The sequence below is a fragment of the Marinitenerispora sediminis genome (genome assembly GCF_003336425.1).
GTDB classification, from domain to species: Bacteria; Actinomycetota; Actinomycetes; order Streptosporangiales; family Streptosporangiaceae; genus Marinitenerispora; species Marinitenerispora sediminis.
On sequence record NZ_QEIO01000028.1, the window covers coordinates 25,278 to 48,907 of the forward strand.

The window sequence follows — 23,630 nt, forward strand, 5'->3', positions numbered from 1 at the left end:
GCCGTGACATCGACGGACCGCGCCGCCGGCCCGCCCCGCTCCGGGGCGCCCGGCGGCGCCGCCGAGCCCGTCCTGCGGGTCGAGGACCTGCGGGTCGGCTTCCGCACGTCGCGCGGCGCGATCACGCCCGTCGACGGAGTGTCGCTGGAGCTGCGCCGCGGCGAGACCCTGGGCCTCGTCGGCGAGTCGGGCTGCGGCAAGAGTGTCACCTCGCTGTCGATCATGCGGCTGCTGCCCCGCGACACCGCGCGGGTGACCGGCGGGTGCATCAGCTTCGGCGGCCAGGACCTGGCCGAGCTCTCCGAGCGCCGCATGCGGGCCATCCGCGGCAACCGGATCGCGATGATCTTCCAGGAGCCGATGACCTCGCTGAACCCGGCGTTCACCATCGGGGACCAGCTCGCCGAGCCGCTCCGCCGCCACCTGGGGATGTCGCGCGCGCAGGCGCGCGCCCGGGCCGTGGACGCCCTCGGCCAGGTCGGTATCTCACGTCCGGCGCGGCTGGTCGGGCAGTACCCGCACGAGCTGTCCGGCGGGATGCGGCAGCGCGTGATGATCGCGATGGCGATGGCGTGCGAGCCCGAGGTGCTCATCGCCGACGAGCCCACCACGGCGCTCGACGTCACCATCCAGGCGCAGATCCTGGAGCTCATCCGGGACCTGCAGGAGGCGACCGGTACCGCCGTGCTGCTCATCACCCACGATTTGGGCGTGGTCGCCGAGACCTGCGACCGGGTCGCCGTGATGTACAGCGGGCAGATCGTGGAGCAGGCCGACGTCGGCCGGCTCTTCGCCGAGCCGCGGCACCCCTACACCCGGGGGCTGCTGCGGTCGCTGCCCGCGATGAACGCCGGCGCCGACCGGCTCGCCCTCATCCCCGGCAGCGTGCCGCCGCCGGACGACCTGCCGCCGGGCTGCCGGTTCGCGCCGCGCTGCGACCGCCGCTTCGCCGGCTGCGACCACACCCGGGTGCCGCTGGTCCCCACCGGCGAGGACCACGACACCCGCTGCCTGCTGTACCCGGAGGCGAGCTGATGGACACCCTGCTCACGGTCGAGGGCCTCACCAAGCACTTCCCGGTGCGCGGCGGCTGGGGCCGCACCGGCGCACCGGTGCGTGCGGTCGACGGCGTGGACCTGACCGCCGGGCGCGGCGAGACCCTCGGCATCGTCGGTGAGTCCGGCTGCGGCAAGTCCACCACCGGGCGTGCGATCCTGCGGCTCATCGAGCCCACCGCCGGAACCGTCCGGGTGGACGGCACCGACCTCGCCGGCCTCGGTCCCGCCGAGCTGCGCCGGTTCCGCCGCCGGATGCAGCTCGTCTTCCAGGACCCCTACGCCAGCCTGGACCCGCGCTGGACCGTGGAGCGGACCCTGACCGAGGTGCTGCGCACCCACACCGACCTCGGCCGGGACGCGGTCCGGGAGCGCATCGGCGACATCCTGGAGACGGTGGGCCTGAGCGCGCACCACCGTTCGCGCTACCCGCACGAGTTCTCCGGCGGCCAGCGCCAGCGCATCTCCATCGCCCGCGCCCTGCTGCTCAACCCCGACCTGGTGGTCGCCGACGAGCCGGTCTCCGCGCTGGACGTCAGCGTGCAGGCGCAGGTCATCAACCTGATGAAGGACCTCCAGCAGGAGTTCGGGATGACGTACCTGTTCATCTCGCACGACCTGTCGGTGGTGCGCTTCATCAGCGACCGGGTCGCGGTGATGTACCTGGGGCGGGTGGTGGAGCTGGCCGACACCGCCGACCTGTTCGCCGACCCCAAGCACCCCTACACCCGGGCGCTGCTGTCGGCACTCCCGGTCCCGGACCCGGCGGCCCGCCGGGAGCGGGTGGTCCTCACGGGCGACCTGCCGAGCCCGAGCGACCCGCCGGCGGGGTGCGCGTTCCACACCCGCTGCCCGCTGGCCACCGAGCGCTGCCGGGTGGAGAGACCGGAGACGCGCGTGCTGGCGGGGGAGAGCGGACCGCGCGAGGTGGCGTGTCACCTGGCGGAGTAGCCCGGACGTTCGGCGTCCGGGCCGGCCGCTGTCAGGACGCCGTCTCCTCCCACTTCGCTGACGACGCACGTCGCAGTTGAGACACCATCTCCACCCGGTCGGACGGGATGACACATACCGTCACCTCGATCGGGGCGCCGGTCGCCGCAGAGGTCCCGACCCGAGCCAGTTCGAGTACCGGCATGGCCTCGGGCATCTCAAGGAGGCGTGCCTCCTCACGTAGCGGCATGCGCACTCGCACGTACTCGGTCCAGGACAGCGGTCCGTGCCCGGCCTCTTCGAGTCGATCTAGGTAACCACCCGGCCCCGTGTGCGCTTCGGCAACCTGGTGCGCGTCCTCGACTCCACGCGGGTGGATCCACGTGTCCACGAGCTGGAACGGAGGCTCACCGGTCGGGCTGGTCACCCGTCGTCGGCGGAGCACTGGAGTGTCCAAGTCGAGACCGAGTAGTTCGGCAGGGCGAGCGGGAATGGGCAGCGTCTCCCGGCGCGGGCGACCGTGCACCTGCCACGGTTCGTCTGGTCTGGATGCTGCCGGAAACACGTACCCCCTGGCGGGATCGCGGGCCACCTGGGTTCCGCGTCGCAGCCGGCGGCGATCGCCGCGCTCCCGCACCGTGATTCCCCTGCGCTTCGCGACGGACACGAGACCTTCGGCCTCCAGCACTTCGAGGGCGGACCGAATGACTCCTCGCCCCACTCCGTATTCAGCGGTGAGCGCTTCGTACCCCGGCAGCGTGGTTCCCGTCGGGTAGCGGCCGGAAGCGATCTGCTTCCGCAAGTCATCGGCGATTGCGCGGTACTTGGATGTCATGACTGAGACTTTAACAGTACCGGTACTGTTGACGAAAGTTGGAGTGTTGTGCATCATAGAGCCGGTCCAAACATCAAAACAGTACCGGTACTAAGTCGATTTGTTCTGGGAGAGGTAATGTCCCTCGAACGCATCCGTTCAGAGCTCGCGCTCCAAGACGCGATGGCCGCCATGTGTCTGGCCCACCGCCCCCAGCTCTACGCGCTCGCCGGGATGGACTACGCCGAGCACGACGGCGCCATCCTCGGCTGGCTGCTCGCGTGGTCCGACCAGGTCGTCGTCTACCGCTTCGACCGGATCAACGTGACCGCATATCCCTCCATCGCCGAGTTCCAGGCCGCCCACGAGAAGCGCTTCCGGAGCCGCGAGCTGACACTGGTCGCCATGGACGGCCAACCGACCCCCTCGCTGAACTGACCGTACGCGTCACGGCGCCGGCGACCCGTCCCCCCAGGCGGGTCACCACCGCCGCCGCCCGCCTCGATAGCCTGGTCAGCGAGTCCCGCCATGTGAAGGAGCCGCCCCGTGTCCGCGCCCAGCGTCGCCCCGCCCGCCGATCCGGCCGCCCTCTCGCCCCGGGACGCCCGCGCGCTGTTCCGGGCCGGGCTGCGGGTGCCCACCTCCGGCTACGCGGCGGGCTACACCCAGGCCAACCTCATCGCGCTGCCCCGCGACCTCGCGTTCGACTTCCTGCTGTTCGCGCAGCGCAACCCGAAGGCCTGCCCGGTGCTGGACGTCACCGAGCCCGGTGAGACCAGTACGGAGATCTTCGGCGGCGACCTGCGCACCGACCTCCCCGCCTACCGCGTCTACGTGAACGGCGAGCCGACCGCCGAGCCCACCGACGTCCGCGACGCATGGCGGGACGACCTCGTGGGCTTCCTCATCGGGTGCAGTTTCACCTTCGAGACGCCGCTGCTCGCGGCCGGCGTCCCCGTCCGCCACATCGAACTCGGCCGCAACGTCCCCATGTACCGCACCAGCCGCCCATGCCGGCCGGCCGGGCGGTTCTCCGGGCCCCTCGTCGTCTCCATGCGGCCGATCCCGGCGGACCGCGTCGCCGACGCTGTCCGGATCACCTCCCGCTACCCGGCCGTCCACGGCGCTCCCGTGCACATCGGCGACCCCGGGGCCCTCGGGATCACCGACCTCGGCCGCCCCGACTTCGGCGAGCCGGTGCCGGTCGAGCCGGGGGAGGTCCCGGTCTTCTGGGCCTGCGGCGTCACCCCGCAGGCCGCCGTCATGGCCTCGGCCCCGGAGTTCGCCATCGGGCACGCCCCGGGGCACATGGCCGTCACCGACGTCCGGGACAGTTCCTACCAGGTGCCCTGAACCACCTCAGTCCGTGATCCGGTGCCGGGCCAGCTCCCGCACCGCGTGGTCGGCGTCGGGGGCGTGCTCCCAGAGCACCTCAGCCGTCCGGCCGTCCAGGACCAGCGTGGCGAGCGTGTTGTCGAACCACAGGCCGTCGTCCAGGCGCCACTTCAGCGCCGGACGGCGCACTCCGGCCGCGCGGGCGGCGAGCCGGCAGGCCCATCCCATGGCCCGCCACGAGGCCGGCCGCATCATGCGGCGCAGCGTCGGCGACAGCGGGTTGCGGATCGGCGAGCACACGAGCTGGGCGATCCGGGTCGGGGATGCGGCGGCGGCCGGGTCCGGCGCCTGCGCCTGGGCCCGGGCGAGGTAGGAGAAGTGCACGTCGCCGCCGAGCAGCAGCACGCTCGCCGGGGGCGCCCCGCGGCGGCCGGCCGCCATCTCCAGCACCGCGGCCGCGACCTCGCCGAACGACCGCTGGAAGGCCGCCCAGTGCTCCAGGTCCAGCGCCTGGCGCAGCCGCTCGGCCGGGCCCCGCGCCCGGCGCCCCCACGCCCCGGCGCACACGGCCTCGTTCCAGGCCTCCAGGTGGTGCACGCCGCTCGGCAGCAGGAACGGGATCGTGCTCGCCAGCACCAGGTGGTCCACGTCGCCGGTCAGCTGCTCGTCCAGCCAGGCGGCGCCGCGCGCGCCCAGCATCGAGCGCCGAGCGTCGTCGTCCACCTCGCGGCCGCAGCGGGTGTCCACCATCAGTACGCGGGTGCGCCCGACGTCGTGGCGGTGGCTCCACCGGTAGCTCGCGGGCTCGGTGTGCGCCCGCCACGCGAACGCGTCGAGGGCGCGGCCGCCGGAGTCCGCGGACCCCGCAGCGGCGAGCTCTGGGGCGCCGCGCGCCGCGTCCGGCCCCGCCGCGGCGGTCACCGCCTGGTGCACCGGGTCCGCCGCCCGTTCGGCGGGGGAGAGGTTGCCCAGGTGCTGGTACACCCAGTAGGCGCCGAGTCCCGCCGTGACGCGCGGGCGCCACCACGGCCGCGCGGCCATCTCACGCCGCCACGCTCCGGAGGTGTTCCAGTCGTCCCGGACGTCGTGGTCATCGAACAGCATCAGCGTGGGGACGGTGGACAGCAGCCAGCGGATGTCGGGGTCGCTCCACGCCTGCCGGTACAGCTCGGCGTACTCGGCGAAGGAGACCACCTCGCCGGGCGGCCGCGCCGCCGAACCCCCGGCGGGCGGCGCTTCCGGGGCCCCAGCAGACGGCGCCTCCGGGGCGGCGGCCGGATGCCCGCCCCGCCGCTCGCGCAGGAACTCCACCATGGGCGGCTGGAGCTCGTCGGCGTAGACCTGGTCGCCGGTGAGCAGCAGCAGCGTCGGCTCCTCGGTGCTGGTGCTGGTGCCGGCGTCGGCGCCAGCACCGCCGTCGGCGCGGGCGCGGTGCCCGGCCAGCCGCAGCGCGTACGCCCGCAGCATGTCCACCCCGAAGCGCCGCACCTCCTGCGGACCGTGGCCGGCCGGCGTGCGGCAGGAGCCGAACACGATCCGGGGCGGCGCCGCGGGGTCGAGGGTGCGCAGCAGGCTCGGCGGCCGTCCGGCGGCCGGCTCCGGCCACACCTGCTCCCCGTCCAGCGACACCCGGTAGGGGGCCGCCGTGCCGGGAGCCAGGCCGGCGACGTCGCAGACCGCGTAGTGGTGGCCGTGCACGGTGAAGGTGGCGGCCTCCGCCGTGCGCTCCCCTGCCGCCACGGTCACGCGGCACGGGGCGTCGGTCTCCACCCAGACCGTCGCCGTTGTCTCGCCGGCGTGCCGCAGCACCGGGCCGAGCCGTAGTCGGGCGCCCACTGTCGCGTCTCCTCCGTGCCTCCTGCGGGGCCGCCGGGATGCGGCCCGCTGCCGAGTATGGCGGTATCCGCCGCCGGCGGGCGAAGTGGCGTCGGGCACTCCGGCGCGGCCGCCCGGCCGGACGGCGCGGCGGAGTCCGGGCGGAGAGGCGAGTGTCACCCCGATGCGGTGTCCTTGGGAACTCCGCCGCACCCTCCGTCGCTCTAAGGTGCGAGTCAAGAGCGGAGTCCGGCCCGTGGGGCCGGCGCGAACGGAAGGAGGTGCCCATGCGGCACCGGATCGCGGCCCTCGCGGGCGGCCTGGCGATCGTGGGCGTGTTCGGCACGGGCTGCGGAGTGTCGGTGTCGGAGGACGGGGTGTCCGTCACCGGGGAGGACGGCGGCGTCTCGGTGGACGACAGCGGCGTCTCCGTCTCCGACGGTGAGGGCGGCGACGTCTCTATCGGCGACGAGGGCGGGGTCTCGCTCTCCGACGAGGAGACGCTGCGGATCGCCGGCGGCGAGTCGGAACGCACCGAGGACTGCGCCGGCCGCGACGTCACGGTCCTGGCCAGCGACGCGGTGATCGTCCTCAACGGCGCCTGCGGTGCCATCAACGTGGCCGGCAGCGACAACCAGATCGACGTCGGCACCGCCGAGTCGTTCACCGTCGCCGGGTCGGGCAACACCATCCGCTACGCCTCGGGGGACCCGCGGTCGCTCCAGGTCGGCGAGGGCAACTCCATCGGGCAGGGCGGTGACGCCACCGAGTGACGCGGCCGCGCCCCCCGGCCGCCGCCCCATGTTGACCAGGGCGCCCGGCTGGGTAACGGTTGCCGCATGCGGACACAACTTCTCGACCTGCACACCGGCCGCTCGGAGAGCATCACCGATATCACCCGGCAGTGTGCGGACTTCGTCGCCGAGGCCGGCGGGGACGGCCTGCTGCACGTGTTCGTGCCGCACGCCACCGCCGGCGTGGCGATCATCGAGCTGGGTGCCGGCTCCGACGACGACCTCCTCGCGGCGCTGCGCGACCTGCTCCCCGCCGACGACCGCTGGCGGCACCGGCACGGCTCCCCAGGTCACGGGCGCTCGCACGTGATGCCGGCGCTGATCCCGCCCTACGCCACGATTCCGGTGGTTTCCGGGAAGCTGGAGGTGGGGACGTGGCAATCTATCGCCATTGTGGACGTCAACATCGACAATCCACAGCGTCAGGTGCGGCTGTCGTTCTTGACGAGCTCCGCCAACGGGGCAGGATGGTAGAAGCAGGAGCACACGAGGGGTGCGACGCGTTGACGGATGACACCCCAGCGTGTGAACTTAGCCAGCAACAGCGGGATCGACCCGGTGGTTGTCGGGGCCGCGTAGGCCGAGCCCGGAAGGAGCGGGCGACATCGATGTGTGGAGGAGGACTTTCGTGAGCGCGACCGCGGGCCAGGCACAGAGCGAACGTGGCCTGGCCGAACGACTCGGATTCAAACCGGGTCAGGTGGTGCAGGAGTTCGGGTTCGACGACGACGTGGACGAGCAGCTGCGCGCGTCGATCGCCGAGTGCACCGGTAACGAGCTGGTCGATGAGGACTACGGCGACGTCGTGGACGCCGCGGTGCTGTGGTGGCGGGACGACGAAGAGGACGACCTGACCGACGTGCTCGTCGACGTGCTGGCCACCATCGAGGGTGGCGGCATCATCCTGGTACTGACTCCGAAGGCGGGGCGCGAGGGCCACGTGTCGCCCAGCGATGTCGCCGAGGCGGCCACGACCGCGGGCCTGTCGCAGACCAGCGCCGTCAGCGCGGGCCAGGACTGGTCGGGCACCCGCTTGGTCGCCCCGAAGACGCACCGTTGATCGATCCTGACGTGCCCCGGCGGCACCATCGGAGGCATCTGCCCTAGAGTTGACTACCGAGCGTGCCGTCCGCCGCCGGCGGGCGGCACGCCCGGACGCTCCGGGACGGGAAACGAGGACCGACATGCCGATCGAGGTTGGCGACAAGGCGCCGGATTTCGAGCTCTCCGACCAGCACGGACAGCCGGTCCGGCTGGCGGACTTCGCCGGGCAGAAGAACGTCGTCCTGGTCTTCTACCCGCTCGCGTTCTCGGGACTGTGCGGCGAGGAACTGGGCGCGCTCCGTGACGACATCGACGCGTTCGTGAACGACGACACCCAGCTGCTCACCGTCTCCGTCGACTCCGTCTTCGCCCACCGCGTGTGGGCCGACCGCGACGGACTCGAATTCCCGCTGCTGGCCGACTTCTGGCCGCACGGCGGGGTGGCGCAGGCGTACGGCGTCTTCGACGAGACCCGCGGCCTGGCCGTGCGCGGGACGTTCCTCATCGACAGGGAGGGCGTCGTCCGCTGGAAGGTCGTGCACCCCATCTCGGAGGTCCGCGACCTGGAGGAGTACCGCAAGGCGCTCGCCGAGCTGAGCTGATTCGACCGGAGGACACCATGCCCTGCCATATCTGCGGGGCGCGGCAGAACGACCCCACCCGCGGCGCCGACCCGTGGAAACGCGGCGTACGCCACGACCGCCAGGTCCAGATCTGCCCGGACTGCCAACTCGTCCACGACTGGAAGGCCGACCTCGACCGCTGCGGCCGCTGCCGGTCCACGTTCCTGCTCTGCCGCCTCGGCGAGATCGAGTGCCACAGCTGCGGCCACGTCCGCCCGCAGACCCCACCCGCCGCCCCGGCACCGGCGGAACCGGACACCGCCCTGACCAACGAGGTCGAACAGGCCCTGTCCCGCGCCCTGAGCGGCCTCTCCCGCCTCCCCACACCACGAGCGCACGGCTAGCGCGAAACCGGTACTATCGTCGTCGTCGCCACCCCGAGCAGAGTGGCGACCCGGCATCACCACGGGCGTGTAGCTCAGTTGGTCAGAGCCCCCGCCTTACAAGCGGGTGGTCGGAGGTTCGAGTCCTCTCGCGCCCACACTCCCCGAACACGAGAAACGCCCCCTGGCCTGGGACAACAGGGCAGGGGGCGTTGTCGTGCCTCGGTGGTTGTTGGTGAGCGGCGGTGGCCGTCAGCAGCTGGTTACGGCAAATACGCGGCAACATTCCTCAGCCGTGCGAGCGGCGGAGGGCTTCCTCGATCCGCTGCTTGGCGTGCTCCTCTTCGCCGACGAGGCACTTGGCGTAGCTTGGGCGGGTAATTCGCCGTGTAGATGCGCGGGAGCTGCTGGTTGTAGCGATGAACGATCACCCGGTAGAGCACTTCGCCGGTCCAATCGGTCTCCGCAGCAGCGCCGCCGTCCTGACCCACCGGCCGACCTCGCGAAACACCCCGGCCGCCCCCGCCGCTGGGCCATGACGGCGGGGACCGCGTCCCCTGGAGGCAGGGGGCGCAGGCGCCACGGGTTGTCGACGGTGGGTCCTTGGGATCGCCGCCGATCGTGGTGGCGCCGTTCCCCGTGCGGTCGAAGGGCTGCCGCACGGGCGCGAACCGAGTGTGGGGCGGTCAATGGCCGATGGCCGCGCCCAGCCCGGGCGACGTCAGACAGCGCTTGCCGGGCGGGACTCCGGGCGATGGCGGGGCGCACCCGGTAACCCGCCAGGTCGCGGGGCAGGGGGCAGCCGCGTGGACGCAGCGTCAAGAAGGTGTGGAGGCATCGTGATGGACACGCGTGCGGCGAGTCGTGATCATGGTCCGTGCCAGTGACTTCAGGCATGACGTGATGAGGACGACCACGCCGCGGCAGGCGAAACGCGGCCCGGTCCGATCCGGCTCCGTCCCGCGGACCTGGTCAGGCGTCCCCGCATCAGTGAGAAGAGAGATCCATGAGACCTACCCCCGTCCAGCAGCGACTCACCGGCACGGTCGTCGGTCTGCTCGCCGTCGGTGCCCTTGCCGGCTGCGGCGGAGCTTCGGACAGTGAGCTGCCCGCCCAGGCTCCGGCGCCGGCCGCCGTGGAGGAGACGCCGGGCGAGGCCCCCGCGGTTTCCGGTGACTTCCGTACCGGCCCCGTCCCCTCCTCGGCGCCCAGGTTCGACGAGAGCGAGCTGCCGCCGGAGCCGGCCGACTCCGCGTCCCCGGGCGAGCAGATCGAGTACGAACTGCTGACCGAGACGATCACCTTCGCGCAGGCCGCCGACCCCTCCGCGACGGCGGAGTGCCCGGAGACCGGTGCCACCGCACAGGAGAGCATCACCTGCACGGTGACCTACCAGGGCCTTGAGGTCCCCTGGAACGTCGACATCAACGGGGGCGAGTACGTCTTCTCCTTCGAGGCGGCGGCGGAGAGCAAGCCCATCTCCCGCGACGTCGCGGAGGACGCGCTGCGGTGGTACGCCGAGGCCGAGGCCGTGCTGTGCGACATGGAGGAGTTCGCGCTCGTCACCCCGGGCGGCGACACCGGCGTGACCTGCCAGGCGCAGGGGTCCGGCGGAGTCGAGACCTTCGCGATGGAGACGGGGACGTACGGCACGTTCTCCTTCACGTCCTCGTGACGCTACGCGGGCCCCGGAGAAGCGTTGGGCAGGGCGCAGCCGGGATGCCGTCGCCCTGGTCCTTCCCAGCGGCGAATCCGGGACCACCGCACATCCAGCGCCGGCCTGGCGGGTGCGCGGACGCCCGTCTGAACGCCAGCGCCCCCACCCGCCAGGTTCGGTGGGTGGGGGGGCGGCTGCGGCCGGACGGCCCCCAGGGGGGACACCGCCGTGAGTGTGGCGCCGGCGGGGAGACCGCCAGGACGAGCACTCCGGCGGGCCGTCTCGGTGGGCGGCGGTTACGCGGTCGGCCGCCCGCTGCCCCGGGGCAGGCCTCCCGGTGGCGGGGAGTCTCAGTAGACCTGCGGGGTGTACTGCGGGGCGGCGAAGGTGCCGCCGGTGGAGAACTGCATGCTCCGGCCGCTCGGGATGTGGTACAGGGTGGTGGCCTTGTTCCGCCCGCCGGAGTTCCTGATCTGCACGTAGAAGTTCTCGCCGCCGTTGGTGCTCACGCTGGTGCACTGGCCGGGGCTGACCACGTGGGTCGAGAAGCCGCCCCGGTCCGGGAAGTGCGCCGTGGCGGTGTAGTCGGAGGCGACGTTGCAGAGCCGGAAGGTGCCCGCGGCGGAGGCCGGGGAGGCCGCGGCGACGGAGAGGCCGAAGGTGAGGAGCAGGCCGACGAGGAGCGACGAGGCGATGGCCCTGCCCCTGCGGAAAGCTGACATGGCGTCTCCAAGACCGTAGGGGGCGCGGACCGGCCGGACGGGGACCGGTCCGCGCCGGTAGGTGTGACGCGCTGCAGTCAACCACACACGAACGGCCCGAAACAGGGATTCGTGTGACTTTTCCGCTGTCCTCTTGTGGCCTTGGTTGGATTTGGTTGGCCACGCTCGCCATTCGTCCGCGCGGGCCTCGCCGCCACCCCCTGGCAGCCGTGTCGAGAGAGGGTCCCCGGTGGACGGCCGCACCGTCCCCCTGGGGCCGCTCGGGAGATGGGTGCGGCGTCGGCCGCGATCTGGCGACCGCGTGGCCTCCTACCGGAGACCCGCACCCGGCCGCGGTTCCGCTGGCGGGCACCCGGAACTCCGAGTCAGCGCGGAAAGCCGATGCGCCGCGCTGTGCCTCCGTCGCGCCGAACCCAGCGCCAGAGCGGGGCTCTGCCCGGAGCCCGGATGTCAGGGGCGTTCCGGGCCCTGCTCCTTCCGTGGAGCCCACGACGGTCAGGAGATTCACGGTTCCCCCGTCCGCCGAGGCTGCGGTGGCGGGCGCCTCCGCACTCGCGGCCCCGGCCACACCACGAGTGCCGGCATGGACAGCAGCACCCAGATACATGGCGAGGACGGCAGCACGGACGCTCCTCGGACAGAAGGGACGCCACGCGGCGGAGGCGCTATGGGGCGATCGCCCGCCTGGCCGACGACGTGCCAACACGCGTTCGCGCGCCTGGTCAGCGGCGCCCGTGGTCGTGGCCGGGCTGGCGGACGGGTCGGGGCCCCGCCAGCGGGTCGCTGGCGGGGCCCCGAGTGTGTCAGCTCGGGCCTGCCGTCCGTCGCGCCTCCCGGATTGCTCGCCGCTCGCGGTGGAGCTCGTCGGCGGCGGCAATGCCCGGCGCGCGCCGCCGGGACGGTGCCGAGGCCCGCGGGCGGTGCGTGTGCCGCCCGCGGCGCGCGGGCGATTCGGCGGGTGCGGCAGCGGGCCCGTACCCGGGCACGGTCCCTACGGCAGTTGGTTCCGAGCCTCCTCGAAGGCGCGGGCGTGGTCGGCCTCGTCCTTGGCGTTGTGCGCGAAGCGGGTGGCGGCCTCGGTGTCGCCCGCGGCTTCGGCGCGTTCGGCGAAGGTCGGATACATGGTCTCCGCCTCGTAGTGCTCGCCGGCGATGGCCGCGGACAGGTTGTCCCGTGTCGTTCCGACGAGGCCCGCGAGATCGGCCTCCTCCTTGAAGTGCTCGCCCAGTTCGACGTCGGCCGTCCGCTCGAACAGGTCGGCGACCGCCGGTAGGCCTTCCTGGCGGGCCTGCTCGGCGTAGAGGCGATAGGAGGCGTTCGCTAAGGCCTCCCCCCGCATCGACTGATCGAGGTCGGCGCGGGTCTGCGGACTCAGGTCGTCCGCAGCCAGGGCCGAAGCGGCGAACGCGCCGCCGACCGGCGTACCGAGAACGGCGGTGAACGCGCCGGTGACCAGCGCACGGGTCCAGAACGAATTCATGAGTCGACCTCCTTACCTGGCATGACGCTCACGCCCATTGCGGCGTCGGCTACCCGGCGAGGCAGGTGCGAACGGCCGCCCCGGTAAAACCGCTCCCGACTTACGGCGGCATCGGCAAACGGTTCAACACCCCCGTGGCCGTTTCGGCCCAAGAGCCAATTCGCGCGCCTGGCCGCTGGCGGCCCCGGACGGGAGCGGGCATGGGATCGCCGGCCCCCAGACCCGCCCTGCCGGCCAGCCGCCCCGCCAACCACCGCCGTTCCACCGGCGCGGACGTCCGCCGGTCTCCGACTTCCCGCGTCCGTCCCGCCAGAGCGGCCAACGATGGCGGGAGGCGCTCGGTCGGCGGACGAACCGGGGGTCACCTCGCGGACGACCTCGGGGGCGCTGTCACGCATCCCGAGCACCGTTGGAGGGGGAGAGGAGCGCCGAATGCACCCCTGCGCCGGAGCGGGCGTGGACGTGGCCATGAGAACCGCAACGGCGGCGTCGCGCCGAAACGTGATCGGCGGCGAATGGCGGCACTCCAGCCGTGCCCTCTGGCCCTTGAGGTCGGAAGGGCTGGCCTGAAAAGCTCCGCGGTTCCCGTCGTTCCCGGCGTGTGGGTGAGCATCATCAGCTCGTCGTCATGCGTCAGGCGCCGTCCGCCGCTGACCAGCCGTTTCGGGTCCGTCCGCTGGAGCGGCGCCCGCGCCGAACCGCCGGGCAGCGGGCCCGAGAGTATGACGGGATGCCGACCCCGCTCGCGGCGGCGAGCGACCAGTGGGCAGCCGAGCGTGCTGGGCGATATCCGCGTCGCGAGCATGCCCGGTCCGGTCAGATCGGTGTCGAGTGGGCGGCTGAGGGGAAAGAGCAGCGGTTTCCCCAGTCCCGCGCTGCGGCCGAAGAGAGCGCCTGGGTCCGATTTCCCGAGACGCTTCCCGGGTACCGTTCTCCTGGTGCCGTAACCGGCCGTGGGCCGGAAATACAGTCCCCATGGCGCGGTGCTCGGGAAACGGGAGTCGGCGGGAAACGGGTGAGTCGGACCCGCTGGCCATATCCGTCCCAGAGGCCGAATGCGGACTTGTCGGCCACCATTTCCGGGGCCGCGGGTCCCGGTGCCGTGGCCGGTCCACCCCGGCCCCGGCCCGGCCGCCGAGCGGACCGCGCGATGGGCGGTGCGTGCGGCTGGCGGCTCGCCACTGCGGGCTCGCGTGCCGCCGGGACGATGGCGAGGCGCCGCCGCTCCAAGCCGGACGTGTCCCGCACGCCACCGGTGCGGATATCCGCGCGACATTTCCGATTCCGCCGTGTACGGTGCTACTCGTTCCCTCGGTGCGCAGACGCGCGGATACTTCGGTTCGACTCCGGCAGGAACCCCCGGGTCTCCTGCGTGCCCCATTCGGCGGGGCGTCTTCCGCGGGTCACTTCGAACTCGGGGGAACGTCGCAACTTCATACGCACCTCCCGGTGCGCAGGCAGCGGATACTTCGTTTCCGGAACGAGAGGATGCGGGTTCGAGTCCCGCCTGGTCGCGGTGCGACCGGTAGCTCAAGCGGACAGAGCGCTGTGTACCGCAGCCGATTCGATCTCGGGAGGAGCCTTCGTCGGGGCGCCCGGTGCGCAGACCGCGGTTACTTCATGGAACCAAACGAGTTCCTCGCGGGTTCGAATCCCGCCACCGGTCCACCGGTGTGGGCGAGCGGCCGAAGCCGGTAGACCCGCGGTCGCCCCCTGACCTCGGGCGCCCCCGACGGATCCGGCTCCTTCCCGCGCGGAAAGGAGCCGTCCCCCTGTCCAAGTTCAACACCGCCGCGGCCCGGTCGGCCGGCCGCGGGCCGGTCGTCTCGGAGCGCGTGCCGTCCGGCCAGACCCACGAGGGCGGCCCCGGCTACGCGCGCGACGACAAGAGCGAGCTGTTCCTCCTGGCCGTGTCGAACATGGTCGGCGAGCAGACGTTCTACGAGGCCGCCGACGCCCGCGACGAGCGGTTCCGCGCCCTCGTCCACCAGATCGCCGTCGCCGACCCGGAGTGGCTGCTCGGCATGATCGGGTGGCTGCGCGGCACGGCGAACATGCGCTCGGCCGCGCTCGTCGCCGCCCTGGAGGGAGCGAGGGCCCGCGTGGCCGCCGGCGCGCACGGGCACTCCCGGCAGATGGTGGCCGCGGCCCTCCAGCGCGCCGACGAACCGGGTGAGGCACTGGCCTACTGGACGTCCCGGTACGGCCGGGCGATCCCTAAGCCGGTCAAGCGCGGCGTCGCCGACGCCCTCCGGCGGCTCTACACCGAGCGCGCGCTGCTGAAGTACGACACCGGGACCAGGGGGTGGCGGTTCGCCGACGTCATCGAGCTCGTGCACCCGGCCCCGGCCGCGGACCGCGCGGCCTGGCAGGGCGACCTGTTCGCGCACGCCCTGGACCGCCGGCACGGCCGCGACGCCGAGATCCCGGCCAGCCTGGGCATGGTGCGGGCGCGCGCCGAACTGGCGGCCGTCCCGGCCGAGCGGCGCCGCCGGGTCCTCGCCGAGGCCCCGGAGCGGCTCGCCCAGGCGGGCATGACCTGGGAGGCCCTGGCCGGATGGCTCCAGGGGCCGATGGACGCGGCCGCCTGGGAGGCGGCCATCCCGTCCATGGGCTACATGGCGCTGCTGCGCAACCTACGCAACTTCGACGAGGCCGGCGTCTCGGACGCCGTCGCCGAGCGCGTCGCGCTCCGGCTCGCCGATCCGGCGGAGGTGGCGCGGTCCCGCCAGCTCCCCATGCGGTTCCTGGCCGCCCACCGCGCCACGGCGTCCCTGCGCTGGGCCGGCGCGCTGGAGCGTGCGCTCGGCCACTGCCTGGGCAGCGTGCCCGCGCTGCCGGGGCGCACGCTCATCCTCGTGGACCAGTCCTACTCCATGAGCGCGCGGCTCTCCCGGCGGTCCTACCTGACGTGCTCGGCCGCCGCCCAGGTGTTCGGCGCGGCGCTCGCGCTGCGGGCGGAGCACGCCGACCTGGTGCAGTACGACGCCGTGAGCGAACCGGTCGCCGCCGGCCGCGGCGACGCCGTGCTGCGCGTCGTGGAGCGGTTCTGGGGGCCGCGCGGCGGCACCTCGACGGCGGACGCCGTGCGGCGGCACTACCGGCGGCACGACCGCGTGGTGATCGTGACCGACGAGCAGGCGCACCACGGCCAGGACCCGGCGCACCAGGTCCCCGCAGAGGTCCCGGTCTACACCTGGAACCTGGCCGGCTACCGCCACGGCCACGGTCCCAGCGGCGAGGGGAACCGGCATGTCTTCGGCGGCCTGGGCGACGCCGCGTTCGCCATGGTCCCGCTCATCGAGGCGGGGCGGCGCGCCGGATGGCCCTGGGAGTCCTAGCGCGGCGAGCCCGGTCCCGCCCGCGGATCCGCCGCGGCCGGGAGCGGGCCCCGGAGCGCGGCCGCTACGGGCGGGCTCCGGGGACGCGGCGCCAGGCCAGCAGCGCGCCCGCGAGGGTGGCGGCGACACAGGCCCACGCGAACAGGTCTCCCACCCTGCTGTAGACGGTGCGGACGCCCTCGACCGGGACGTCGACCACCATGGAGCCGCCGCCCGAGGTGAAGTAGTCCGCCGCGGCGAGCGTGCGGCCGTAGGGGTCGACCGTCGTCGAGATGCCCCTGCCGACCGGGCGGACGAGGGTGAAGCCGCCTTCGACCGCCCGGAACATCGCCTTCTCGGCGTGCAGCTTCTTGATGGCCGCCCACTCGTTGGCCGGCAGCAGCACGATGTCGGCGCCCCCGGCCGCGGCCTGGCGCATGGTCGCGGGGAAGTTCAGGTCGTAGCAGATGGCGGTGGCCAGCCGGCCGAACGCCGTGTCGTGGAGCGGAGTCTCGCCCGACCCGGCGTCGTAGGGCTCCAGGACGGGGATGGGGTGCGCCTTGTCGTAGGTCCAGGCCGTCGAGCCGTCGGAGGTCACGAGGACGGCCTGGTTGCGCAGGTAGGGCGGCCGCTCGGTGTAGACCGACATCCCGACCTCGACTTGGATCCCGTACTCCCGGGCGACCTCCCGGACGCGGTCGAGCAGCTCGTCGCGGTGCGCCTCCAGGGTGAACGCCGCGGACTCGTTCCACACGACGAGGTCGGCGCCCGCCCGCGCCTCGCGGACGGTCCGGTCGATCAACTCGTCGTTGATGGGGGCGAAGTCGCGGCGCACCTGGTCGGGGTCGGCGCTGACGATCGCCTCCAGGGAGTCGTACTTGGCGAAGGCGGGGCTCATGTTCGCGTCGTAGCTCGCCTCACTCAGGGTGACACCGGCCGCCCGCACGCTCTCGGTCGGCGTCGGGGCGAGCGCCAGGCGGGCGCCGCCGGCCAGGACGACGCAGCCCAGCACCGCGGTGCACGCCACCGCGGCCCGGAGGCCGGTGCGCCAGTCCCGCCCCGCGCCGAGTGCGTGCGCCGCCACGGCCGCGGCCCACGCGACGAGGAAGCTGACCCCGTAGACGCCGGTGACCGCGGAGACCTGGACGAGCGGGAGCGCGTCGTGCTGGGTCGATCCGAGGACGCCGTAGATGCCGCCGACCGGGCTCAGCGAGGTCTGGGCGAACTCGGCGGCGACCTTCGCCGCCGGGAACACCAGGGTGGACAGCAGGACCGAGCGCGCGGCGAGCCTGGGCGCGGCCAGCCGGTCCACCAGGAACGGCACCACCTGCACGGCGCCCAGCACCACGGCGATCAGCAGCAGCGGCGGGGAGGACAGCTCGGCCCGCCAGAGCCAGAAGAGGACACCGGCTGTGGAGACCGCCCAGAGCCACACCATCGCGCCGCCGGGGCGTCCGGTGCGGGCGAAGTGGATGAGGAACACCGGGTACAGCCAGGCGGCCAGGGCGATGTCGGAGCCGGAGTGCGTCGCGAAGAGCGAGAGCACGGCGCCCACGAGCAGCCAGAGGTGTCTCCGGCGTCGCCCGGTCGGTGCGGTATCGGGGGAGGAGGCCACGGTCGGAAGGCCTTTCTCGGTCAGGGGAACTGGTCCGGGCCGCCGGTGCGGCCCGCCGAGAACACTAGGAACGCCGCTGCGCCGCGGCCATGAGGCCGCCCGCCCGACCGGATGCGGCTCCACCCCCGCCGCCGACTGCGGTGCGCCGCAGGACCGCGCTCCGGTGTCCGGCGCTCAGCCCCGCCCGCGCAGCCGTCCGACCAGGGGGAGGAGGCGTCAATCCATCAACACGTGTTGGTCTGTTGGTGTGGGAGCGCGGGCCGCTGTACCCGGGGCCGATGTGGGGAGAGTCGGATGTCCGATATGGCGGACAAGTAGCTAAATAATCTACGTCGTACAGATCGCGGATGAAGTGGATGCTGATGGCACCGGCCGTGGAGGCGAGCAGCGACATCCGGATCGCGGCCCGCACCGAGTTCGCCACCACCTCCGACATCACCCTGCAGAACCTGCGGGCGACCGACTCCGCCATCAACGAGAGCCCCTGCGGGGTCCGCATCACCCTGCGCAGCAACACCCTCGTCAACAGCCGGCTCAACGTGTGCTCCGGCTCGGCCGGCGCGGGCCGCTAGCCGCCCGCGCGGTGCGCCCGCGCCGCCGCCCGCCGGGGACGGCCGCCGCCGCGGTCGTCCCCGGCGGGAGTCCGGGGTAGATTGCGACGCGCATCCTGTCGGCCGACCCCGAAGGTCCCCCCATGCGCATCGACCCGTCCTCCCGCCTCTTCTGGTTCGTCACCGGCGCCGGCACGCTCGCGGTGACCGGCGTAGTGCTCGCGAGTTGCGGAGTCCTGCCCGTCGGCGACCTCCCGGAGCTGCCGGGCGCGGACGAGGAGGCCGCCCCCAGCCCGTCGCCGGAGCCCACCACCGAGCAGGCGAGCTTCGTGCTGCCCGCCTCGTGCGCGGAGATCGGCGCCGAGGAGCTCGCCGGCGAGCTGGTGCCCGCGGGCGCGGTCGTCGACGAGCAGGCCGCCGAGGTCGAGGGGCACCCGGACGCCGAGCAGCTCTCCTGCGTCTGGCACGCCGGCACCGACGTCCGCGCGGAGTCGTTCTCGCTGGTCTTCACGCTGAACGTGGACCCGACCGGACGCGCCCAGGTGGTGCGGCTGCCCGGTGCGCAGGAGGAGATGAACTGGGAGGTGGACGTGGACGTGGACGTGGACAGCTACCGCAGCGCCGAGGCGGACGCCCTCGGCGGTGAGCTGGAGTACGTGTCCACCGTCGAGGGGTCCAGCCGCAACCTCTACCTGTCGCTGCCCGGTGAGTTCCACGTGTCGGTCACCGCCATGTACTCCGAGGCCACCCGCGAGGAGATGGAGCGCGTGGTGATCGCCGCCGCGGAGCGCGCTCGGGCGTGAGAGCGCCTGCGCCCCGGTCCGGGCCGGACCGGGGCGCAGGCTCCGACGTCACTCGCCGACCGGGATCTCCGGCAGCTCGCCGAACGGCCCGGCGCGCAGCGTCAGCTCCTCGACGCTCTCGGGCGGGGCGGGGAACACCGCGACGAGCTCGTAGGTGTTGCCCGGCTGCAGTTCGTGGACCTCCTCGGCGAAGCCGCCGGTCCTGCCCTCGCCGAAGTTCATCTGCGCCACGTAGCGCACCAGCCCGGCCTCGGGGTCGAGCAGCTGGAACCCGCCGAGCGTGCCCATGCTGAACCGCTCGGGCTGGCCGGGCTGGAGCGCCGCGGTGCCGCCCATGTCGGGGCTGAGCGGTTCGTCGGTGGTGTTGGTCAGGGAGACCGTGCCGATCACGTAGGCGCCGTCGCGGCGCAGCGGGTAGACGTCGAGCCGGACGCCGTCGCGCTCCACGCTGGCGGCGACGTCGCCGGGGTCGTCGGTGAAGGGGGCCGGCCAGTTGACGTTGCGCACCGCGACACCGAGGCCGTCGTCGTCGGCCTCCTCCTCGTCCGGGTCGGCGTTCTGGTCCACGGTGTAGGCGAACTCCACCCGGCGGTTGCGGGCGCGCGCCTCCTCGTCGTCGGCGCCGCCCTCCCGGGCGATCGGCTCGGTGCTGCCGCGCCCCTCCACCGCGTAGTCGAAGTCGGTGCCGATCTCCTCCACGAGGAGGTTGCGCACCGTCTCGGCGCGGCGCAGCGAGAGGCGCTCGTTGTAGGCGTCGGTCCCGCGGCCGTCGGTGTGGCCGATGACGGTGATCTCGGGGTCGTCGGGGTCGACGTTGCGGGCGAGGGAGGCCGCGGCCTGGCGGACCACCTCCTCCGCCTCCTCGGTAAGGTCGGACCGGTCGAACTCGAACATCACGTCGGAGTGCAGCGCGATGATCTCGCGGTCGCCGTCGCGCGTGGTGGAGGCGATCTCGGAGTCGACGTAGCTCTCCACCCAGCCCTGGTCGGCGACGGCGTCGTCGTCGGGGCGGCGGTTGGCGAAGGTGAGGTTCTCGCCGCCGGGCGGCGGGTCGTCCGGCGAGAGGTGGTCGGCGCCGTTGGGGTCCTCCGGGTCGGGGCGCTCCTCGTCCACGTCCTGTACCGGGATGCCGGTCATGGCGCCCAGGCCGCTGCCGACGAAGGTGACCTGCCGGATCTCGTCGGGGAGGCGCGGGAAGTAGCGTCGGTACTCGTTGGTGACCCCGTCGTGCACCGGGTAGAGCCCGTTGGAATCGGGGCTGACCGAGCCGTACTTGAGGCCGTCGTCGTCGATGTACTGGCGGAACACCCGGCCGGTGATCGGGTCGACCAGGGTGTGCGGCATGCTCAGGTTGCGGTTGCTGCCGGCGAACTCGTCGAGGTAGCTGACCTCGTAGTACATCACGGTGTAGTCGGGGGTGCGCTCCAGGCCGGTGATGGAGAAGCGCATCTCGGAGTCCTGGCCGGTGTCCTGGAAGATGCGCCCCTCCCGGGTGTAGGGGAACTCCTCCCGGACGGTCGGGGGCCCGTCCTCCGAGCCGAACCGTCCCGCCCAGGACGTGAAGTCCTCGACGATGCTGCAGCCGGTGAGCAGCAGGCTGCCCGAGGCGAGCAGCGCGATCACTGAGAGGGGCGTCGTCCGCGCCATGCGGGGGAACTCCGATCACGAGGGAGACATGACGGGGACATACTCCCGCCCTGGGACGGAGTTGGCGAAACGGTGCGGGTCCCCGCAGGTGGACCGTTGCCCGCGGCGGCCTCCGGACGGCGGCCCGCGGCAGCCGTGGACCACCGTCCGCAGGCCGCCGCGGGCGCTCCCGGCCCTTCCTCCCTGGTGCCCCCGGCGAGCCCGGCGGCGGATCCGCGGCTTGGCCCGGGATCTACTCGATCTTGTCGCTGAGCTGGCGAAACATTATATTTTCCGGTTTAATCCCTAGAGCACGTGAAGCCTGGGTAAGGTCGGAAAATGGCTATACGTTCACATCGGCGTACCGAGAGGTACGCGGCACGAGCGGGCGTCATCACCCTCTCCGCCATCCTCGCCGTCGGGTACGGCGCCGCCGTGGGGGACGGCGGGCTCCCCGGCGCGGCGACGGCCCATGCCAGCACCCCCTCCGCGGCGCCCGGCGTCGCCTGGTTCTCCTCCTCCGAACTGCGCCTCGGGGACCACGGACGCGAGGTCCGGGACCTCCAGGAGCGGCTCCTCGAACTCGGCTACTGGCTGGACTCCGCCGACGGCGAGTTCGGCGGGCTCACCTACCACGCCGTGATCGCCCTGCAGAAGGCGGCCGGCATCGACCGGGACGGCATCGTCGGCCCCGACACCCGCGAGGCGCTCAACAACGGGGTGCGCCCGAGCGCCCAGAGCTCCTACGCCAACGCCATCGAGATCGACCTCGAACGCCAGCTGCTGCTCGTGGTCTCCGACGGCGAGGTCGTCAAGACCTTCACCACGTCCACCGGTTCGGGCGAGACGTACGAGTCCCGCGGCGAGCAGCACGTCGCGACCACGCCCAAGGGCGAGTTCACCGTCTTCCGCGGCGTGGACGGCTGGGACACCGGCCCGCTGGGCAAGTTGTACCGCCCGAAGTACTTCAACGGCGGTATCGCCGTGCACGGCTACACCTCCGTGCCGGCCCACCCCGCCTCCCACGGCTGCGCCCGCGTCAGCATCAAGGCGATGGACTGGCTCTGGGAGAGCGGCCACCTGGACAACGGCAGCGTCGTCGTCGTCCGCTGATCCCCCCGCGGGACCACCCGTTCCCCGGTGCGGGGGACGGGCCGGGTGGTCCCGCTCCGGCGGCGGGGGCGGTCAGGCCCCGCCGCGGCGGTCCGGGCGGTGCCGGTCCAGAAAGCCGCGGATCAGGGCCAGCCACTCCTGCGGCGCCTCCAGGAACGGCACATGGCCGGTGTGCAGCTCGGCGAACTCCGCCCCGGCGATGCCGTCGGCGAGCTGGCGGTGGTGGTGGGGCGTGACGAGGTGGTCCAGTGTCGTGGAGATCACCAGCGTCGGCACGGTGATCCGCGCGAGGTCGGCGCGGACGTCGACCCGCTGGACCAGCTCCACCTGCGCCACGGCGCCCGGCGGGACGGACGCGGCGCCGCTCTCGGCCGCTGCGTCCAGTTCGGCGGAGCCCATCCGGTCCAGCAGCGGAGCGCCGAACCCGGTCAGCAGCGACCAGCGCGCGGCCTCGGCGCGGTCGGGGGCCAGCAGCAGCCGGTGCCACTGGGCCAGCGCGAGCCGCATCCGGGCGCTGGGGTGGGCGAAGGACGCGGTCAGTACGAGGCCGGTGACCCGCTCGGGATGCCGGACGGCGGCGCGGATCGCCACCGGGCCGCCCAGCGAGTACCCGGCGATCGCGAAGCGCGGCACCCCCTCTTCCACCGCGGTGCGGACGAGCGCGTCGGCCAGTGCGTCGAGCCCGAGCTCCCCCTGGCCGAGCGGGGTGCGCCCCGAGCCGGGGTAGTCCGGCCCGACGACAGTGCGGGACGCGGCCAGCCCGTCGAGGATCGGCCCGTAGTTGGCGTCGATGCCGCCGGTGGCCCCGTGCGCGAGCAGCAGCCCGGGGCCGGAGCCGCGCACGACGCGGCCGAGCCGTGCCGCCGGGGACGGCTGTGGTAGTGCGTTCATGGCGGTGAACGTAGACCCTGACATCTATGTGAGAGTCAAGCCGGTGTCCGCGGGGTCTCCGGCGCCGCGGTGACACGGTGGGACCGCTCAGCCGCCGGCGTACAGGTCCGCCTCGACCAGCAGTGCGCGGTGGTCGCTGCCGGCCAGGTCGAGGAACCGCCCGGCGGTGGGGTGCAGGGGGCCGCCGACGAGGATGTGGTCGATCTGCGCGCCCGCCAGCGGTGCGGCGGTCCACGACGGTTCGCGGCCGAGGCCGACGGCGGGTGCGCTGTCGCGTAAACCGGTGTCCAGGACGGCGCGGAAGGCGGCGTGGTCGCGGGTGGCGTTGAAGTCGCCGGCCACGATGGCCGCGCCGTCCAGGTCGGCGGCGGCGGTGCGCAGCGCGGTGAGCTCCCTCCGCCAGTCGGCCACCATGCCGGGGATCGGGGGCAGCGGGTGGGCCAGGAGCAGCGCGACCGGGACGCCCTCGACCACGGCCTCGGCTCCGGGCATGGCCAGCAGGCCGGGCACCTCGCCGGCCGGGCGGACCGGGTGGCGGCTCAGGATCGCCGAGCCCTCGGCGCCGGTCGCCGCCGCCAGGACCCGGTGCGGGTAGAGCCGGGTCAGCTCGGCCGTCTCCAGGCGCTCCCCGCAGGCGAGGTCGCACTCCTGGACGAAGACCAGGTCCGGGTGCTCGCTCCGCAGCACCTCGACCAGGGCGTCGGTCGCCGCGCCGAGTCTGAGGTTGGCCGTGAGCACGCTGAGCCGGGCCGCCGGCGGCCCGGCGGGGGCGGCCTCCGCGCGGCCGTAGGAGGGCAGCAGCGCGCCGATGCCGAGCGCCACCGCGAGCGACCAGACCAGCCCGGCGCGCCAGCGGACCAGCACGCACAGCGCCAGTCCGGCCGCGGCCGCAACGAGCAGGTGGGGGAGGAAGGCCAGCAGCTGCGGAACCGGGGTCACGCCGTCCACGCCCGCCAGCCGGCACAGCAGCACGGCTGTCGGCACCGCCAGCGCGGCACCGGCGAGCCAGCGGCCGGCCCGCCGGCGGCCGGGCGGTGCGGCCGCGCGGTGCGGGCCGGGGTGGGAGGTGGCGGCCATGTGAGGGGCCTCTCGACGGAGAACACGGGGACGGGAGAAACG

Annotated in this window: 22 protein-coding genes and 2 tRNA genes; 16 read left to right on the top strand and 8 right to left on the bottom strand. The window is 73.2% G+C overall.

Features of this window, described 5'->3' with window-relative positions:
• Positions 1–3: 3 nt before the first annotated feature.
• Together DEF28_RS07890 and DEF28_RS07895 are read left to right on the top strand one after the other, a co-directional pair.
• Positions 4–1,035 (top strand): ABC transporter ATP-binding protein, encoded by a 1,032-nt coding sequence (locus DEF28_RS07890; RefSeq protein WP_114397136.1) that lies wholly within the window; start codon positions 4–6, stop codon positions 1,033–1,035.
• Positions 1,035–2,006: an ABC transporter ATP-binding protein gene (locus DEF28_RS07895; protein ID WP_181874255.1), complete on the top strand. Its 972-nt coding sequence runs from the start codon at positions 1,035–1,037 to the stop codon at positions 2,004–2,006. The genes DEF28_RS07890 and DEF28_RS07895 overlap by 1 nt, the downstream gene beginning before the upstream one ends.
• Before the next feature lie 31 nt (positions 2,007–2,037).
• Here the strand turns inward: DEF28_RS07895 and DEF28_RS07900 are convergent, their stop codons facing one another.
• Positions 2,038–2,820 carry a GntR family transcriptional regulator gene (locus DEF28_RS07900; RefSeq protein WP_114397135.1) on the bottom strand — a complete coding sequence of 261 codons (783 nt, stop codon included), beginning with the start codon at positions 2,818–2,820 and terminating at the stop codon, positions 2,038–2,040.
• Between the two features lie 117 nt (positions 2,821–2,937).
• On the opposite strand from DEF28_RS07900, the gene DEF28_RS07905 reads away from it, so the two are divergent.
• Positions 2,938–3,237 (top strand): hypothetical protein, encoded by a 300-nt coding sequence (locus tag DEF28_RS07905; protein WP_114397134.1) that lies wholly within the window; start codon positions 2,938–2,940, stop codon positions 3,235–3,237.
• A gap of 108 nt (positions 3,238–3,345) precedes the next feature.
• A complete protein-coding gene (locus tag DEF28_RS07910) occupies positions 3,346–4,152 on the top strand; it encodes a putative hydro-lyase (RefSeq protein WP_114397133.1) in 807 nt (268 codons plus the stop codon).
• A gap of 6 nt (positions 4,153–4,158) precedes the next feature.
• On the opposite strand, the gene DEF28_RS07915 is transcribed toward DEF28_RS07910, so the two are convergent.
• Entirely contained in the window at positions 4,159–5,970 is a 1,812-nt protein-coding gene (locus DEF28_RS07915; protein WP_114397132.1) for a DUF7800 domain-containing protein, read from the bottom strand.
• Between the two features lie 266 nt (positions 5,971–6,236).
• Between DEF28_RS07915 and DEF28_RS07920 the strand changes: the two genes are divergently transcribed.
• The 7 genes from DEF28_RS07920 to DEF28_RS07950 all read left to right on the top strand — a co-directional run bounded on the left by DEF28_RS07920 (position 6,237) and on the right by DEF28_RS07950 (position 10,408).
• Positions 6,237–6,722 carry a DUF3060 domain-containing protein gene (locus DEF28_RS07920; protein WP_114397131.1) on the top strand — a complete coding sequence of 162 codons (486 nt, stop codon included), beginning with the start codon at positions 6,237–6,239 and terminating at the stop codon, positions 6,720–6,722.
• Positions 6,723–6,788: 66 nt separating this feature from the next.
• Entirely contained in the window at positions 6,789–7,217 is a 429-nt protein-coding gene (locus DEF28_RS07925; RefSeq protein ID WP_114397130.1) for a secondary thiamine-phosphate synthase enzyme YjbQ, read from the top strand.
• 154 nt (positions 7,218–7,371) lie between these two features.
• Positions 7,372–7,803: a DUF3052 domain-containing protein gene (locus DEF28_RS07930; protein ID WP_114397129.1), complete on the top strand. Its 432-nt coding sequence runs from the start codon at positions 7,372–7,374 to the stop codon at positions 7,801–7,803.
• Positions 7,804–7,927: 124 nt separating this feature from the next.
• Positions 7,928–8,389, top strand: coding sequence for a peroxiredoxin (locus DEF28_RS07935; RefSeq protein WP_114397128.1), 462 nt, complete (start codon positions 7,928–7,930; stop codon positions 8,387–8,389).
• A 17-nt stretch (positions 8,390–8,406) separates the two neighbouring features.
• Positions 8,407–8,754, top strand: coding sequence for a hypothetical protein (locus DEF28_RS07940; protein WP_114397127.1), 348 nt, complete (start codon positions 8,407–8,409; stop codon positions 8,752–8,754).
• A 63-nt stretch (positions 8,755–8,817) separates the two neighbouring features.
• Positions 8,818–8,891: transfer RNA gene (locus DEF28_RS07945), tRNA-Val, on the top strand.
• A gap of 848 nt (positions 8,892–9,739) precedes the next feature.
• Positions 9,740–10,408 (top strand): hypothetical protein, encoded by a 669-nt coding sequence (locus tag DEF28_RS07950; protein ID WP_114397126.1) that lies wholly within the window; start codon positions 9,740–9,742, stop codon positions 10,406–10,408.
• 332 nt (positions 10,409–10,740) lie between these two features.
• Here the strand turns inward: DEF28_RS07950 and DEF28_RS07955 are convergent, their stop codons facing one another.
• Positions 10,741–11,112, bottom strand: coding sequence for a hypothetical protein (locus DEF28_RS07955; protein ID WP_114397125.1), 372 nt, complete (start codon positions 11,110–11,112; stop codon positions 10,741–10,743).
• 991 nt (positions 11,113–12,103) lie between these two features.
• Complete coding sequence (locus tag DEF28_RS07960; RefSeq protein WP_114399912.1) at positions 12,104–12,592, bottom strand: rubrerythrin family protein; 489 nt, start codon at positions 12,590–12,592, stop codon at positions 12,104–12,106.
• 1,522 nt (positions 12,593–14,114) lie between these two features.
• Between DEF28_RS07960 and DEF28_RS27485 the strand changes: the two genes are divergently transcribed.
• Both DEF28_RS27485 and DEF28_RS07965 read left to right on the top strand, forming a co-directional pair.
• Positions 14,115–14,260: transfer RNA gene (locus DEF28_RS27485), tRNA-OTHER, on the top strand.
• A 104-nt stretch (positions 14,261–14,364) separates the two neighbouring features.
• On the top strand, positions 14,365–15,933 hold the full coding sequence (locus tag DEF28_RS07965; RefSeq protein WP_114399920.1) for a TROVE domain-containing protein: 1,569 nt from the start codon (positions 14,365–14,367) through the stop codon (positions 15,931–15,933).
• A gap of 64 nt (positions 15,934–15,997) precedes the next feature.
• Here DEF28_RS07965 and DEF28_RS07970 read toward each other — a convergent pair whose 3' ends face one another.
• Positions 15,998–17,458, bottom strand: a complete 1,461-nt coding sequence (locus DEF28_RS07970; protein ID WP_233515157.1) for a nitrilase-related carbon-nitrogen hydrolase — start codon at positions 17,456–17,458, stop codon at positions 15,998–16,000.
• A gap of 416 nt (positions 17,459–17,874) precedes the next feature.
• On the opposite strand from DEF28_RS07970, the gene DEF28_RS07975 reads away from it, so the two are divergent.
• The gene (locus DEF28_RS07975; RefSeq protein WP_147280224.1) at positions 17,875–18,099 is read left to right on the top strand and encodes a hypothetical protein; all 225 of its coding nucleotides are present in this window, start codon (positions 17,875–17,877) and stop codon (positions 18,097–18,099) included.
• A gap of 122 nt (positions 18,100–18,221) precedes the next feature.
• On the top strand, positions 18,222–18,881 hold the full coding sequence (locus DEF28_RS07980) for a hypothetical protein (protein WP_114399915.1): 660 nt from the start codon (positions 18,222–18,224) through the stop codon (positions 18,879–18,881).
• 48 nt (positions 18,882–18,929) lie between these two features.
• On the opposite strand, the gene DEF28_RS07985 is transcribed toward DEF28_RS07980, so the two are convergent.
• Complete coding sequence (locus DEF28_RS07985) at positions 18,930–20,528, bottom strand: OmpA family protein (RefSeq protein WP_114399916.1); 1,599 nt, start codon at positions 20,526–20,528, stop codon at positions 18,930–18,932.
• A gap of 318 nt (positions 20,529–20,846) precedes the next feature.
• Here DEF28_RS07985 and DEF28_RS07990 point away from each other — a divergent pair, with 318 nt between their 5' ends.
• A complete protein-coding gene (locus DEF28_RS07990; RefSeq protein ID WP_114399917.1) occupies positions 20,847–21,620 on the top strand; it encodes a L,D-transpeptidase family protein in 774 nt (257 codons plus the stop codon).
• A 72-nt stretch (positions 21,621–21,692) separates the two neighbouring features.
• On the opposite strand, the gene DEF28_RS07995 is transcribed toward DEF28_RS07990, so the two are convergent.
• On the bottom strand, positions 21,693–22,511 hold the full coding sequence (locus DEF28_RS07995) for an alpha/beta fold hydrolase (RefSeq protein ID WP_114399918.1): 819 nt from the start codon (positions 22,509–22,511) through the stop codon (positions 21,693–21,695).
• Between the two features lie 87 nt (positions 22,512–22,598).
• Positions 22,599–23,588 (bottom strand): endonuclease/exonuclease/phosphatase family protein, encoded by a 990-nt coding sequence (locus DEF28_RS08000; protein WP_114399919.1) that lies wholly within the window; start codon positions 23,586–23,588, stop codon positions 22,599–22,601.
• Positions 23,589–23,630 lie beyond the last annotated feature (42 nt).

Bases quoted from the DNA above. Each gene is read 5' to 3' on its own strand.
- DEF28_RS07960 (WP_114399912.1), bottom strand. From the start codon at position 12,592: ATGAATTCGTTCTGGACCCGTGCGCTGGTCACCGGCGCGTTCACCGCC.
- DEF28_RS07955 (WP_114397125.1), bottom strand. From the start codon at position 11,112: ATGTCAGCTTTCCGCAGGGGCAGGGCCATCGCCTCGTCGCTCCTCGTC.
- DEF28_RS07985 (WP_114399916.1), bottom strand. From the start codon at position 20,528: ATGGCGCGGACGACGCCCCTCTCAGTGATCGCGCTGCTCGCCTCGGGC.
- DEF28_RS07895 (WP_181874255.1), top strand. From the start codon at position 1,035: ATGGACACCCTGCTCACGGTCGAGGGCCTCACCAAGCACTTCCCGGTG.
- DEF28_RS07905 (WP_114397134.1), top strand. From the start codon at position 2,938: ATGTCCCTCGAACGCATCCGTTCAGAGCTCGCGCTCCAAGACGCGATG.
- DEF28_RS07980 (WP_114399915.1), top strand. From the start codon at position 18,222: ATGCGCATCGACCCGTCCTCCCGCCTCTTCTGGTTCGTCACCGGCGCC.
- DEF28_RS07900 (WP_114397135.1), bottom strand. From the start codon at position 2,820: ATGACATCCAAGTACCGCGCAATCGCCGATGACTTGCGGAAGCAGATC.
- DEF28_RS07995 (WP_114399918.1), bottom strand. From the start codon at position 22,511: ATGAACGCACTACCACAGCCGTCCCCGGCGGCACGGCTCGGCCGCGTC.
- DEF28_RS07950 (WP_114397126.1), top strand. From the start codon at position 9,740: ATGAGACCTACCCCCGTCCAGCAGCGACTCACCGGCACGGTCGTCGGT.
- DEF28_RS08000 (WP_114399919.1), bottom strand. From the start codon at position 23,588: ATGGCCGCCACCTCCCACCCCGGCCCGCACCGCGCGGCCGCACCGCCC.
- DEF28_RS07975 (WP_147280224.1), top strand. From the start codon at position 17,875: ATGAAGTGGATGCTGATGGCACCGGCCGTGGAGGCGAGCAGCGACATC.
- DEF28_RS07940 (WP_114397127.1), top strand. From the start codon at position 8,407: ATGCCCTGCCATATCTGCGGGGCGCGGCAGAACGACCCCACCCGCGGC.
- DEF28_RS07925 (WP_114397130.1), top strand. From the start codon at position 6,789: ATGCGGACACAACTTCTCGACCTGCACACCGGCCGCTCGGAGAGCATC.
- DEF28_RS07990 (WP_114399917.1), top strand. From the start codon at position 20,847: ATGGCTATACGTTCACATCGGCGTACCGAGAGGTACGCGGCACGAGCG.
- DEF28_RS07935 (WP_114397128.1), top strand. From the start codon at position 7,928: ATGCCGATCGAGGTTGGCGACAAGGCGCCGGATTTCGAGCTCTCCGAC.
- DEF28_RS07920 (WP_114397131.1), top strand. From the start codon at position 6,237: ATGCGGCACCGGATCGCGGCCCTCGCGGGCGGCCTGGCGATCGTGGGC.